This is a genomic window from Maricurvus nonylphenolicus, assembly GCF_042854845.1.
GTDB classification, from domain to species: Bacteria; Pseudomonadota; Gammaproteobacteria; order Pseudomonadales; family Cellvibrionaceae; genus Maricurvus; species Maricurvus nonylphenolicus.
This window is the reverse complement of sequence record NZ_AP031498.1, coordinates 2,351,689-2,366,085: the sequence shown is the minus strand read 5'-3', so window position 1 is coordinate 2,366,085 and position 14,397 is coordinate 2,351,689. Positions and strand designations below refer to the sequence as shown.

The following is a 14,397-nucleotide window of genomic DNA, read 5'->3' as shown; positions in this document are numbered from 1 at the left end:
GTTTTAGACCAGCGTCAATGCTCTCGGACCATTGGCAAAAAACAGGCGTAAAAGCCTCGCCATGGTTTTGATAGCGCGTGTTACCCCGTGAAGCGGTACAGGCAAGCTGTACAACTTACACAGTTAGCTCGGGACCCAATTTTATCAGGACTCCCGTTATACCCCTGCTATTACTAGCGTTTAGCTAACTTTATAAAAACGTATCTTGTGGATACGACTTCATTCTTGGTAGACCGGTCTGCCAGCGATCAGAACATTACTATTCCGTCACCTTGTAGCCAGCCCTTAATAATTCTTTTTTTAAATATGGCGGTCGAACCAACAAAGGCTCTTTTAAAGCAAATGGTTCAGACCGCCAGGGTCTCTGCACTAGTAGTAAAAGCCCAATAAAATCCTTTGGGCTTGTCGAACATCATTCGTAACTCTCCTGAATCCGAATGATGCTCTATTGAGCGTTACCTATATATTAAACTTAGGTCGCACTCTGCAATAACATATTGCGAATGTGGCCGATGGCTCGAGTCGGGTTCAGACCCTTCGGACATACGGACACACAGTTCTGGATACCGTGACAGCGGAATACGCTAAACGGATCGTCCAGATCAGCCAGACGCTCTTCAGTAGCCGTGTCACGGCTATCGGCCAGGAAGCGGTAAGCTTGAAGCAGACCGGCTGGACCGATGAATTTATCTGGATTCCACCAGAAAGAAGGACAAGAGGTAGAACAGCATGCACACAGAATACACTCGTACAAACCGTCCAACTTGGCGCGATCTTCTGGAGACTGCAGACGCTCAATAGCCGGAGCCGGCTCGTCGTTCTGCAGGTATGGCTTGATCTTCTTGTACTGGGCGTAGAACTGGCTCATGTCGATAACCAGGTCACGAATTACAGGCAAACCTGGCAGCGGACGCAGGATCAGCTTGTTGCCGGTAACACACTCAGACAGGGCCTTGATACAGGCCAGACCGTTCTTGCCGTTGATGTTCATACCGTCGGAGCCACATACACCCTCACGGCAGGAACGACGGTAAGAAATACTTGGATCCTGGGCTTTCAACAGCTCCAGAACGTCCAATACCATCAGGTCTTTGCCCTGAGTATCAACGTCGTAGCTCTGCATGTACGGAGCTTCGTCGGTCTCAGGGTTGTAACGATAAACTTCTACTTTCAACATTTTTCTGTCTCCCCCGATTAGTAGGTACGAACCTTAGGCTCGAACGCTTCCATGGTCTTAGGTGCGAAGTTAACCGCACGCTTGCCAACACGCTTGTCTTCTGGGAAGTACATGGAGTGACACAACCAGTTCTCGTCATCACGATCCTGGAAGTCATCACGGGCGTGTGCACCGCGGGATTCTTTACGCTCTTCAGCGGCGATAGCAGTTGCTTCGGCCACTTCCAGCAGGTTTTGCAGTTCCAGCGCTTCAACACGGGCAGTGTTGTAGGCTTTGGATTTGTCGTCCAGCTTAACGTTCTCGATACGAGTACGCAGATCAGCCAGCTTCTTGATGCCTTCCTGCATGAAGTCACCCTTACGGAATACACCGAAGTGATTCTGCATGGTGTTCTGCAGTTCTTTACGCAGCGCAGAAGCGTTTTCGCCGTCGTTAGTGTTGTTCAGGCGATCCAGACGAGACATGGCAGCTTCCAGGTCAGACTCGGAAGCTTCGCGGTGCTCAATACCTTCACGCAGCGCTTTTTCAATGAACAGGCCAGATGCACGACCGAATACAACCAGGTCAAGCAGGGAGTTACCACCCAGGCGGTTAGCACCGTGTACAGATACACAAGCAACCTCACCACAGGCGTAAAAACCGTCAATAACTTTGTCGTTACCGTTAGCGTCGGAAGTCAGAGCCTGACCGTCAACGTTAGTTGGAATACCACCCATCATGTAATGACAGGTTGGCACAACAGGGATTGGCTCTTTAACCGGGTCAGCGTGAGCGAAGGTACGAGACAGCTCCAGAATACCAGGCAGTTTGGCGTTCAGAGTCTCTTCACCCAGGTGATCAAGCTTCAGGAATACGTGATCGCCTTCTGGACCACAGCCGCGGCCGTCCAGAATCTCCAGGACCATGGAACGGGCCACAACATCACGGCCAGCCAGGTCTTTGGCGTTTGGTGCGTAACGCTCCATGAAACGCTCGCCGTCTTTGTTTACCAGGTAGCCACCCTCACCACGACAACCTTCAGTAACCAGTACACCAGCGCCGGCAATACCGGTTGGGTGGAACTGCCACATTTCGATGTCTTGTACAGGGAAGCCAGCACGCAGGGCCATGCCCACACCGTCACCGGTGTTGATGTGTGCGTTAGTGGTAGAGGCGTAGATACGGCCAGCACCACCGGTAGCAAATACAGTGGCTTTAGACTTAACGTAAACCACTTCACCGTCTTCGATGTTCATGGCGATAACACCAGTCACAACGCCGTCCTGGTTCTTAACGATGTCGATCGCGAACCACTCGTTCAGGAATACGGTGTCATTTTTAACGTTGCCCTGATACAGGGTGTGCAGCAGTGCGTGACCGGTACGGTCAGCAGCAGCACAAGTACGGGCAGCCTGTCCGCCGCGGCCAAAGTCTTTAGACTGACCACCGAAAGGACGCTGATAAATACGGCCATTCTCTTTACGAGAGAAAGGCAGACCCATGTGGTCCAGCTCAAATACAGCCTCAGGACCTACAGAACACATGTATTCGATAGCGTCCTGGTCACCGATGTAATCGGAACCTTTAACGGTATCGTACATGTGCCAACGCCAATCGTCGTTGGGATCTTCAGACGCAATCGCACAAGTAATACCGCCCTGGGCAGATACTGTGTGAGAGCGAGTTGGGAATACTTTAGTAATTACGGCAGTTTTGTAGCCGGACTGAGCCAGCTGCAGTGCAGCGCGCATACCAGCACCGCCGCCACCGATAACAATACCGTCAAAAGAAATCGTACGCATATTAGCCATTGCTTAAAAACCCCACAAAATTTCCAGACCCCAAACAACGTAGGTCACAGTGACCACGCCCAGCACCATTTGCGCCAGTACACGCAGAACGGTCGCTTTGGCGCCCATCATGCGGTTGGTGAGGTAATCAGTCAGTACCGCCCACAGACCAATCCAGGCGTGTGCAGCGATAGAGATCAGGGTGATTAAGCTAAAGACACGCATCCACAGTGTGCTGTACAGCGCTTTCCACTGGTCGAAGCTCACTTCAGGTGTAGTCAGAATAAAACCCGCCAAAAAGATAACGTATGCGGCCATTACTACAGCGCTTACACGCTGGATCAGCCAGTCATACAGGCCACTACGGCCGAAACTTGTTACTGCAGTTACCATACCCATACCCCCAGAGCGATGATTAATGCGATGGCAACAACCAGGGCGATCTTAGCGCCGGTTTGGCCACCTTCCAGGCTTTCACCAATACCCATATCCATAATCAGATGACGAATACCGGCTACCATGTGGTAAGCCAGTGCCGCCAGAGTACCCCAAACGATAAATTGGCATACTGGGCTGGTCAGGCCTTCCTTCAACTCTGCAAAGCTTTCCTGAGACGTCAGGCTGGCTTCCAGCATCCACAGCAAAATCGCAACACCGGCAAAAAGAATTACGCCGGAGGCACGGTGCAAAATAGATACATAGGCAGTGATGGGAAGTTTTATTGTTGAGATATCAAGATTGACAGGTCTATTCTTGTTCACGGTTGAATCACACCTTTTTCGCTCATTTTCGAGCTGTTTTCGAGTACGCACAAAGATCGTGCCATCTCCCAAGCATAGGCAGTTAACACAGCATGTGCCAACAGCCCCCCCTGCAAGACGCGCGGAATTATAGATAGCCGCCTGTAAAAAAACAACAAAAACTGCCGTAAGCCCCTGATTTCACTGACTACAAGCGATTTTGTGCGCGACCTGTTGCGCATCCGCCACATTCGTTCAAAAAACACACAGGCGCACCAACTTGGCACAAATCACCGCACCACAAAATCACGCAGCCCCTTTTTTGCGCAATTAGGCCCATACGTGCCAATCTGACCTATAATTGCCTTGCTTAAACCTGAAATTCATTGACAAACACGCTTGTGCCCTTATAGTGAGCCCCGCTTTTAAGTCCATATTTTTTAGCTGCTGAATTTGGCGGCACATAAAGCTTATTATTATTTACTACAACAGGAGTCCGTGATGACTGAGAAGAAAGCGCACCTTTCGGTCGACGGTTTGGATCAAGCCATTGAGTTACCTATTCATTCAGGTACCGCTGGCCCAGATGTAATTGATGTTACAAGTCTCACCAGCAAAGGCTACTTCACCTATGACCCAGGCTTCATGTCTACCGGTTCATGTGAGTCCAAAATCACCTATATTGATGGCGGCAAAGGGGTTCTTCTCCACGGCGGCTACCCAATCGATCAGCTGGCTGAAAAATCCGACTACCTCGAAACCTGCTACCTGCTGCTGAACGGCGAACTGCCAAACGCAGAGCAGAAGAAAGAATTCGTAGACATCATCAGCAACCACACCATGGTTCACGAGAACATCGCTCGTTTCTTCCGTGGTTTCCGCAATGATGCTCACCCAATGGCCATTATGTGTGGCGTTGTCGGTGCCCTGTCCTCTTTCTACCACGATTCCCTGGACATCAACGATCCTCAGCAGCGCATGATTTCTGCGCACCGCCTGATCGCCAAGATGCCTACTCTGGCCGCCATGTGCTACAAGCACCACGTTGGCCAACCGTTCATGTACCCTAACAACAAGCTGGGTTACGCAGAAAACTTCCTGCACATGATGTTCGGCACCCCGTGTGACGATCCAGAGGTTAATCCTGTTCTGGCCAAAGCCATGGACAAGATCTTCCTGCTGCACGCTGACCACGAGCAAAACGCTTCTACTTCTACCGTACGTCTGGCTGGCTCTTCCGGTGCCAACCCATTCGCCTGTATCGCTGCTGGTATTGCCACTCTGTGGGGTCCTGCTCACGGTGGTGCTAACGAAGCCGTACTGACCATGCTGGAAGAAATTGGCACTGTAGACCGCATCGACGAGTTTGTTGCCAAAGCGAAAGACAAGAACGATCCGTTCCGCCTGATGGGCTTCGGTCACCGTGTTTACAAAAACTTTGACCCACGCGCCAAAGTGATGAAAGAAACCTGTGACGAAGTACTGAAAGAGCTGGGTATTCAAGATCCTCTGCTGGATATCGCTATGCGTCTGGAGCAAATCGCTTTGGAAGACGAGTACTTCATCGAGAAGAAACTGTATCCAAACGTTGATTTCTACTCCGGTATCATCATGAAGGCTATCGGCATCCCAACCGATATGTTCACCGTGATCTTTGCTACTGGCCGTGTTGCAGGCTGGATTGCTCACTGGAACGAAATGATCAGTAACCCATACAAGATTGGCCGTCCTCGCCAGCTGTACACCGGTTACACCCCTCGCGAATTCACTGAGCTGAAAGATCGCAAATAAGTCGAGGTTAATCCTCTGCTTAACAAAAAGGCCGCATATTTTATGCGGCCTTTTTTATTGCTCGGATAAACTGGGCACTAATGCGTGTTAAATTTTGCCCACCAAATGCAGCCACGCAAGGGCAATACAACCTGCCCCCAGTATGACCATGACAACATCCACAAAATACCTTCTGGCGCGCTTCCTAAGCGCCTCCTCGATCGCCTCATGGTGCAACTCAGCATAGACTCCCGTCAGCATGACAGAATCATTGGCCGCCTCATGGGTTTCCTCCAGGCGCTCAATCTGTCGGCTTCGCAGCTGGGTATAGGCCAGATCAGGAGAAATATGACGCTGCTCAGCCAAACACTGTGCCTTACGCCAGATAAAGGGCTCACACCGGTGTAGACGAAGTTCACGGGCGGCTATGGCAATCCGCTGCTGTTGGCTCAACATATTCCTGACATCCCACTTCTCAGCCACTTGGGCTTTTTGGCATTTCGACTCAACTTCAAGGTTAATCCGCCGATCACCTGATTGGCGGCTTAGCTACATCTTCCAGTGTAGACAAAACAACGTGAAAACCACCAATCCCGGGGGGCCAAATGACACGCATCATCTCAGTGCTTGCACAAAGCATTTCGGCAAAGAACTTCTATACTTAAAGGGTCTTATGTTTCAAAAAAGTGCAACATTTGCTTATATCCTTGCCCCAATATACTTCGCCATTACTGAATAAGAGCTTAAAAACATAGGAAATCACTATGACTATTGGCAATAACAGCATGCAATCACGACTGCTTACTATCGTAATAGGCGGCCTGCTTATTATGTTAGCGGTGTCTCTAGCCTCGTTAATCGGTCTAAATGGCAGCATTAATGACTATAGAACCCTTATGAGTCAGCATGTTAGCGCTGAAAATCAAATTAATGACATGAATTTCAACTTCAAACTTCAGGTTCAGGAGTGGAAAAACGTGTTATTGCGTGGTCATAACGATGATCAGCTGAAAAAATACTGGGGCAAGTTCCAGAAACAGGAAGAGAAAATCCAAGCCATGGGGCGCGACCTGCTGCCACAGTTAGATGAAGGCGAAAAGCGCAACCTCGTTAACACCTTTATTAACTCACATCGAGAAATGGGTCAGGCTTACCGCAAAGGTTATGATGCATTCATAGCCTCAGGCTTTAATCATAAAGAAGGTGACAAAGCAGTTAAAGGGATTGATCGAGCACCTTCGAACCAATTAAAAGAGGCTGCCGCACTCTTTAAAAAAGAACGCCAGGATTTTGCAGACAAAGTCGACCAAAGCAGCCAATCAATTAGCACCTGGTCATCTGTTGCAGTGGTATCTGTCACTCTGCTAATCATTGCTTTGTTATGGCTGTTCCTGCGTAATAATTTCCTCAAACCACTTCACGTTGTGATGGATGACATCACCCTATTGGGCCAAGGAAACTTTCGCGCACAAATTGACAGCTCGCGTACAGACGAACTGGGTGATCTATCTAAAAACCTCTCGCATATGCAAAAAGAGGTGGTGGAGATTCTTACCAAAGTAAAACAAACCTCTATCGATTTACGTACAGCCTCAGAAGAAATTGATCAAACCGCATCCAACATCAGTTCCCATACCGGTGCTACCGATCAATACACCAACCAGATTTCCACCGCCATTCAGGAAATGTCACAAACCGTGCAGGATGTTGCGGGCAATGCTGCCGGTGCCGCCGAAGCAGCACAAAATGCAGACAGTAATGCCCAGGATGGCTTGAAGGTGATGGATCAAACTATTGTATCCATCAACAAGTTGTCTGAAGAAGTGAATAATGTTGCTGCCGCTATGGATCAACTGGAGCAGGATACCGCCAGTGTTGGTGCCGTACTGGATGTCATTAAAGGCATTGCGGAACAAACCAACCTGCTGGCTCTTAATGCCGCGATTGAGGCCGCTCGCGCCGGCGAACAAGGTCGAGGCTTTGCCGTGGTGGCCGACGAAGTTCGTGCATTAGCGCAACGCACTCAGGAATCTACCGCAGAAATCCAACAAATTATTGAAACAGTGCAAAACGGTGCTGCCGCCGCCTCACAGGCCATGCGCGACGGCCAACAACAAACGGAAGCCACCGTCGAACTGGCCACCCAGGCCGGCCAATCGATCGGCGAAATTACCAACTCTGTTGGTAGCATTCGCGATATGAATATGCAGATTGCCACTGCTGCCGAAGAGCAAAGCCATGTTGCAGAAGAGATTCGCACCAATGTTACCAGCATGGCGGACCTGGCGCGTCAGGCGCATGAAACGGCTCAGCAATCTACCTCAATTGCGAATCGTTTAGGCAATACGTCATCTGAATTATCGACGCTGACTCAACGATTCGAAGTGTAAATATAAAATGGGGTCTGACCCGCAGGGTCAGACCCCGTCTTGGAACCTCAACACCTTGAAATTTCACATCCAGAATTTACTGTTGCAATTCCTGCAGCATTCTCTCATTAACGCCTCGCCACTGCGGTAAACTCGCCTGACTGTTAGCGTTTAGTTTTCTTCCGCGGGCCTTTGCCAACCACAAACTTTCACCATTAAAACTGTAAATCGGTAGCAGGTCTTTGCGCTGCGAGGCCGGTAATATGGTTTTATTGATATTGTCGAGAATTAACGGCTCGGCATCCGGGCTGGAGTAATAAGCCAACACCATATGCGCCTGGTTGTAATCAAGCGCTTTCACATAGGTGATACGCAGCTTCTCGCTGTCGATACCTGTGGTGTTAAGCGTAAAGTACTTGGCTATGGAAAAATCTTCGCAATCTCCGCCGTTGGTCACCAACGTCTCAACAGGGGTAGCCCAGTAATCTTCCTGCCCCCAGTGATCCTGATCACTGATCCATTTAACCCGGTTAAAAAAATCATTGGCGTCAGTAATTTTTGGCTGATCCTGCAATTCGGGTTTAGCCAAAATACCTTTCATCAATCGTTGCCAATCCACAACACGATTATGGGCATCACGACCGTAGCGTTGATCGATGGAATCTAATAAGGAATCACTGATATCTACGGCCGCCTGCGCCAACCCGCAGGTCATCGACAATAGAAAAAGACTCAATAAACGCATGAAATTACTCAAAGCAAGCATTAACCAAATTATAGATGGATTTTATTCCGAGCTTAAGTACTCGCAGCAGAAATCCACAAGGCATAAAAATGACAGTGAAAGCACACCGTCAAACACCAACCTCCAGACTGCCAACAAAACGGCAGCCCATACACTGCAAATAGAGGCTTTTACAATAAGCTGCCCTACCCTTATACCTCCTTTGATATACATCAATATACCAAAGGAGTAAGACCTTAGTATGTAGGTATTTGCATACTACCCAGTCTTTTTTAATGAGCCGATTTACCCAACAACCTCTTCGCCTTGTGCTTATGGGTTTTATAGCATTGGTATCCACAGTCACCTTCGCCTCTGCGTTGTTGCTCAGCTATACCCTGACAAAACAAAACACCATTCTCGAGGAGGCCCGTCAACGCAGTAGCGCCCAACTTGCCCTTGCGCGACTGGATCAGGACAACAAACTCTCCCTGCGTCACTATCTCAGCCATCAATCGGATCTACTCTACGCCATAGTGACGACCTCTGAAGGCCAAACGATAGCCCTGAAAACCAAAGGGGTCCCACAACCCCAGCAAGCCCCCATACCACAAGAACCCGAGCCGGGAGATGTGCGCTATACCTACGATCAAGAACAACAGCTGCTTACCGTCTACCAACCCATCCCATGGGCAAGCGGTTATACCGGTAAAGCACTATTAACCTCGACCTTCGATGTCTCCGCCCCCATAAATACCCTGCAGGATCGATACATACGAGATGCGGTATTTATTTGCTTGATCGGGCTGGTTGGTGTCTGGTCTGTCGCCCTGTTAATGCAACGCTATATTACCCAGCCACTGGAAAAACTCACCAGTAATGCAGAACAAATCGCCAAGGGTAACTATCAACTTAAAAATACCGTGACCGGCAATAATGAAGTCGGCCGCCTGGCGCAAGCCTTGAATAAAATCAGCCATACGACCTATTCAACCCTCAGGGATCTTGAACAGCGACATCAGCAACTGCATGAATTTCTCCACTGCGGTTTAGTCGCTATGGTGGTTGAGAATGAGCAGGAGCAATTTATCGACTTTAGCTCTAACATGCCCGATCTTACCGGTTATAGTGCCACCGAACTCAGCGGACTTGGTTGGAAAGATCTTATTCATCCCGACAGCCAACCGGAATTTATGTCCTTCAAAGCACTGCTTAGCTTTCAGCAGGACGACATAGAAACCGAAGTTCAAATCCTTACCAAACAGCGTCAAACACTTTGGTTAAGTCTGGTGGGTAAAGAGCTGAAACGTGAAGGCAATGATGCCAATGTTATGCTCTTCTTTGCCCGTAGCATTCAGCAACGAAAGCAACAAGAAATTGATCTGCGTTTATCTGCAGTGGCTTTCGAGACCCAGGAAGCCATTGTCATCTCGGATGCACAAACCAATATCCTTAAAGTGAATAAAGCCTTTAGCCGTATCACAGGTTACAGTTCAGGCGAAGCGATAGGTGCCAGAACCAACCTCTTGCAATCCGGGCATCACAATCAGGAATTTTATCAAGGCATGTGGTCCCAACTGAAACAACAGGGGCGCTGGCAAGGTGAAATCTGGAACCGGAAAAAGAACGGCCAGACATACCCGCAATGGCAAACCATCACAGCGGTTAAAAACGAAACCGGGCGCGTCACACATTACATCGCCTGTTTCCAGGATATTTCCGAACGCAAGCGTGCCGAAGAAGAAATTCGTCAGTTAGCCTACTACGACGAGCTGACGGGATTACCGAATCGACGTATGTTCTATCAACGTTTACAGCAAGCGGTATCCGCCTCCCAGCGTAACGACAACCACGGCGCCCTGATTTTTATCGATCTCGATCACTTTAAAGACGTAAATGATTCTCTCGGCCACTTGTTTGGTGACAAGCTGCTACAGGAAGTCTCGCTACGCCTAAGTGAACTGGTGCGAACAGAAGATACTCTGGCCCGCCTGGGCGGTGACGAGTTCGTGATTATGCTTGAACACCTGGATAACGACTATGACAAGGCCGCGGATGCGGCCCGCCAGCTCTGTGAACGCCTAATTCAGAGCCTCAGCAAGCACTATCTCATTGATCAGCAGACCTTGCGCGTTAGCGCCAGTGTAGGTATTAGCCTGTTCCCATCAGACAGCGATGATATTGATGATCTGTTACGTCAAGCCGATACTGCCATGTACAAATCCAAAGCCAGTGGTCGCTCCACCCTGCGTTTCTTTAGCCACGAAATGCAAAATCAAGCCAACGCGCGTCTGCAGCTGCGCAGCGACCTTGAACAGGCTATCAATAACAATGAATTCCGTCTGCATCTGCAACCGCAAATTGATATTAAAACCCGTCAGCTGGTTGGCTGCGAGAGCCTGTTACGCTGGCAGCACCCGCAACGAGGGTTAATCGGCCCGGCAGAATTCCTGACCATTGCCGAGGAATCCAATTTGATTATTCAAATCGGTGAATGGACACTGAATAAAGCCAGCCAAATACAACAACAACTTAAAAACCAGGACCTGAGCAACAAACAGATATCTGTCAATATCCACCCTAAACACTTCCGCTGTCCCGACTTTGTCGATAAGACACTAAAGATCATCACGAGTAATGGCGCCTCACCGAAAGATATCTGCCTGGAAATAACCGAAGGCGTTGCCATCGACAATCTGCAGGAAGCCGCTCACAAAATTTCCCTGCTGCAAGAAGTCGGTATCAAGGTAGCGATTGATGATTTTGGTATTGGCTACTCCTCACTGAGCTATTTGGTCAACCTTCAGGCGCGTGAACTAAAACTGGATAGATCCTTTATTTCGCAGCTAAGCCATAAACGCGAAGCTCGCCTAATGGTCAAAAACCTCGTCTCCCTGGCCCATCAACTGAACATCCAGGTAGTCGCTGAAGGCGTGGAAACCGAGCAACAGCGACAGCTGCTGGCGGATTTAAACTGCGATATTCTGCAGGGGTATCTGGAATCAAAGCCATTGAGCCTCGCCGATTATTACGATTTCCTGCTCAACTATGCTCAAAAACTGGACAGCTACAAACAGCAGCAATTAGCGTCAAATTGCTTCACGATTTAAAGCCTGTGGCCATCCCCCGTATAATGGCCACATGAATAACCCAGTATCCTCTATACAGTTACGCCCCTATCAGCAGCAAGCGGTGCAGGCGACTATCGAACATTTTCGCCAGACCAGCGCTCCGGCCACGATTGTTCTGCCCACTGGCGCCGGTAAAAGCCTGGTGATAGCTGAGCTTGCCCGATTAGCCAAGCGGCGGATTCTGGTATTGGCTCACGTTAAAGAGCTAGTGGAGCAAAACCACAGTAAATATCTGAACTACGGCCTGCAAGCCAGCGTGTTTGCCGCAGGCCTGAACCGTAAAGAAGCCGAGACCCTAGTCGTATTCGGCAGTGTACAGTCGGTAGCCCGCAACCTGGAGCACTTTGCCGATGAGTTTTCCCTGATCATTATCGATGAATGCCACCGGGTTTCACTGGATGAAAACTCTGAGTATCAAAAAATTATCGCTTCCCTGCGTCAATATAACCCCGACTTAAAAGTTCTGGGTCTAACGGCAACCCCCTACCGTCTCGACACAGGCTGGGTTTATCAGAAGCATCTACCGGAAAAGCTCGTTCGCACCACAGAGAAAACACCGTTTAGCGCCTGTATCTATGAACTGCCACTGCGCTATATGATCGATAACGATTACCTAACGCCTATCGAATGGCTGGATGCACCAGTAGCCCTTTACGATTTTGAACAACTTCGCCCTAGCGCTAGCGGTTACTACAGCGAAACAGAGCTAAACCGTGTTGTGCTCAACAGCAAGCGGGCAACCGCGCAAATTACGGAACAAATTATTGCCCAGGCGCAAACTCGACAAGGCGTAATGATTTTTGCTGCCAGCGTTGCCCACGCCAAGGAAATTATCGGTTATCTACCCTCGGAGTGCTCCGCCATTATTACCGGCGATATGCATCAACGCGCCCGTGATAGTGTTATTACCGCATTTAAACAGCAGCAGATAAAATTTCTGGTCAATGTCTCGGTACTCACCACCGGTTTCGATGCGCCCCATGTGGATTTGATCGCCGTTCTGCGGCCAACAGAATCAGTGGGTTTGTACCAGCAAATAGTTGGCCGGGGGTTACGCTTAAGTCCCGGCAAAGAAAACTGCCTGGTGCTGGATTACGCAGGTAATAGCCACGATCTATTCCGCCCTCAGATCAGCGATGCAAAACCCGACAGCGATTCAGAGATAGTCGAAGTCCCCTGCCCGGTCTGTCAATTTACCAATCACTTTTGGGGTAAAACCGATGCCGATGGTGACCTGGTTGAACACTATGGCCGACGCTGCCAGGGACTCATCGAAAATAGTGAAAACGAACTGACCCAATGCGATTTTCGTTATCGCTTTAAAGAATGCGATCAGTGCGGGGCAGAAAACGATATTGCTGCCCGCCAATGCCATCAGTGCGGAAAATTGCTTGTTGATCCCGATGATAAGCTCAAAGCAGCGCTACAGCTCAGGGACGCTATGGTATTGCGCTGCTCAGGCATGCAGCTGACTGTTGAAGAAGGCAAAGTCCAGAATCAGCGATTAAAGATTACCTACTTTGATGAAGATGGGGCTGAGCTTCAGGAGTATTTTCACTTCGACACCCCAGCCCAACAAGGTGCCTTCTACCACAAATATTGTCGTTTACACGCTATCGACCGTCACCAGCCACCACGTTTTAAATCAGCGGTAGAGGCGGTTTCCCAGCAACAGTTATTTCGCCATCCGGACTTTGTGATTGGTCGTAAAGAAAAACGCTATTGGCGCATTACAGACAAGTTATTTGATTACGAAGGTCGCTACCGTCGTGCTAACGAGCTGTAACTGGATCAAAAACCGGCATAAATGTCGGCAGCGGCTTCCACTACCATAGCGTGACGACGTACCAGCGCCAGGCGATCATCATCATAGCCACCACCAATCACCGTCGCAGTAGAAATCCCCATGTTCTTGCAGATTTCCAATACCAAATGTTCGCGCTGGCGTAATCCCTCCAGACTCACATTGAGCAAACCCAACGGATCACCACTGTATATATCCACGCCGGCATCGTAGAAAATCAGATCAGGTTGACTACGCTTAATGGCTTCCAACAAGGTAGACTCAACAATATCCAGATATTTCTGATCAGCAGTGCCTTTTGGCACTTCCACATCCCAGTCACTGGTTGCCTTGCGTGCGGGAAAGTTTTTGTCACAGTGGATGGAACAGGTAAAAACCCGCGGTTCGTTTTGCAGAATACTGGCGGTACCGTCCCCCTGATGAACATCACAGTCAAAAATCAGAACCCGCTCTACCTGTTGATGTTTGAGCAATGACAAAGCGGCAATCGCCAGGTCATTGAGTACACAAAAACCTGAGGCAAAATCATAGTGAGCATGGTGGGTGCCGCCAGCCAAGTGACAGGCTATACCCCTCCTTAACGCCGTATAGGCGGTTAACAGAGTGCCTGCAGGAGAAATCAGGGTGCGCTTTACCAACCCTTCGCTCCATGGCAAGCCCATACGACGCACTTCCTGGCGATCCATCTGATTATCGATAAAACGCTGCAGATACTCTGGACAGTGAGCCAAGCTGAGCAAATCAATTCTTCCCCTGCCCGGCCGCAGGGTATTGGCTTTATGGGCTATACCTTTTTCCTGTACATAGCGATGCAACAAGCGAAATTTTTCCATGGGAAAACGGTGCTTGGCGGGAAAATCAAAACTGTAAGATGGGTGGGTAACCAGGGGGATTGTCATACGTACTACAAACA

11 protein-coding genes are annotated in these 14,397 nt (G+C 49.3%); 4 read left to right on the top strand and 7 right to left on the bottom strand.

The features are described 5' to 3' along the window. Positions 1-472: 472 nt before the first annotated feature. The 4 genes from ACGHZ6_RS10120 to sdhC are packed head-to-tail and all read right to left on the bottom strand — an operon-like array spanning position 473 to position 3,707. Positions 473-1,177: a succinate dehydrogenase iron-sulfur subunit gene (locus ACGHZ6_RS10120; RefSeq protein ID WP_390618727.1), complete on the bottom strand. Its 705-nt coding sequence runs from the start codon at positions 1,175-1,177 to the stop codon at positions 473-475. A 17-nt stretch (positions 1,178-1,194) separates the two neighbouring features. Continuing rightward, the gene (gene sdhA / locus ACGHZ6_RS10115; protein ID WP_390618726.1) at positions 1,195-2,967 is read right to left on the bottom strand and encodes a succinate dehydrogenase flavoprotein subunit; all 1,773 of its coding nucleotides are present in this window, start codon (positions 2,965-2,967) and stop codon (positions 1,195-1,197) included. Between the two features lie 3 nt (positions 2,968-2,970). Next, the gene (sdhD, locus tag ACGHZ6_RS10110) at positions 2,971-3,339 is read right to left on the bottom strand and encodes a succinate dehydrogenase, hydrophobic membrane anchor protein (protein WP_390618725.1); all 369 of its coding nucleotides are present in this window, start codon (positions 3,337-3,339) and stop codon (positions 2,971-2,973) included. Beyond that, entirely contained in the window at positions 3,333-3,707 is a 375-nt protein-coding gene (gene sdhC / locus ACGHZ6_RS10105; protein WP_390618724.1) for a succinate dehydrogenase, cytochrome b556 subunit, read from the bottom strand. The genes sdhD and sdhC overlap by 7 nt, the downstream gene beginning before the upstream one ends. Before the next feature lie 480 nt (positions 3,708-4,187). Here sdhC and gltA point away from each other — a divergent pair, with 480 nt between their 5' ends. Continuing rightward, positions 4,188-5,477, top strand: coding sequence for a citrate synthase (gltA, locus tag ACGHZ6_RS10100; protein ID WP_390618723.1), 1,290 nt, complete (start codon positions 4,188-4,190; stop codon positions 5,475-5,477). Between the two features lie 87 nt (positions 5,478-5,564). Here gltA and ACGHZ6_RS10095 read toward each other — a convergent pair whose 3' ends face one another. After that, on the bottom strand, positions 5,565-5,912 hold the full coding sequence (locus tag ACGHZ6_RS10095; protein WP_390618722.1) for a hypothetical protein: 348 nt from the start codon (positions 5,910-5,912) through the stop codon (positions 5,565-5,567). Between the two features lie 308 nt (positions 5,913-6,220). Here ACGHZ6_RS10095 and ACGHZ6_RS10090 point away from each other — a divergent pair, with 308 nt between their 5' ends. Then, entirely contained in the window at positions 6,221-7,846 is a 1,626-nt protein-coding gene (locus tag ACGHZ6_RS10090) for a methyl-accepting chemotaxis protein (RefSeq protein ID WP_390618721.1), read from the top strand. 76 nt (positions 7,847-7,922) lie between these two features. On the opposite strand, the gene ACGHZ6_RS10085 is transcribed toward ACGHZ6_RS10090, so the two are convergent. After that, positions 7,923-8,570, bottom strand: coding sequence for a transglutaminase-like cysteine peptidase (locus ACGHZ6_RS10085; protein WP_390618720.1), 648 nt, complete (start codon positions 8,568-8,570; stop codon positions 7,923-7,925). Between the two features lie 275 nt (positions 8,571-8,845). Between ACGHZ6_RS10085 and ACGHZ6_RS10080 the strand changes: the two genes are divergently transcribed. Together ACGHZ6_RS10080 and ACGHZ6_RS10075 are read left to right on the top strand one after the other, a co-directional pair. Then, a complete protein-coding gene (locus ACGHZ6_RS10080; protein WP_390618719.1) occupies positions 8,846-11,659 on the top strand; it encodes an EAL domain-containing protein in 2,814 nt (937 codons plus the stop codon). A gap of 31 nt (positions 11,660-11,690) precedes the next feature. After that, on the top strand, positions 11,691-13,466 hold the full coding sequence (locus ACGHZ6_RS10075; RefSeq protein ID WP_390618718.1) for a DEAD/DEAH box helicase: 1,776 nt from the start codon (positions 11,691-11,693) through the stop codon (positions 13,464-13,466). A 5-nt stretch (positions 13,467-13,471) separates the two neighbouring features. Here the strand turns inward: ACGHZ6_RS10075 and ACGHZ6_RS10070 are convergent, their stop codons facing one another. Then, positions 13,472-14,383, bottom strand: a complete 912-nt coding sequence (locus ACGHZ6_RS10070; protein WP_390618717.1) for a histone deacetylase — start codon at positions 14,381-14,383, stop codon at positions 13,472-13,474. Positions 14,384-14,397 lie beyond the last annotated feature (14 nt).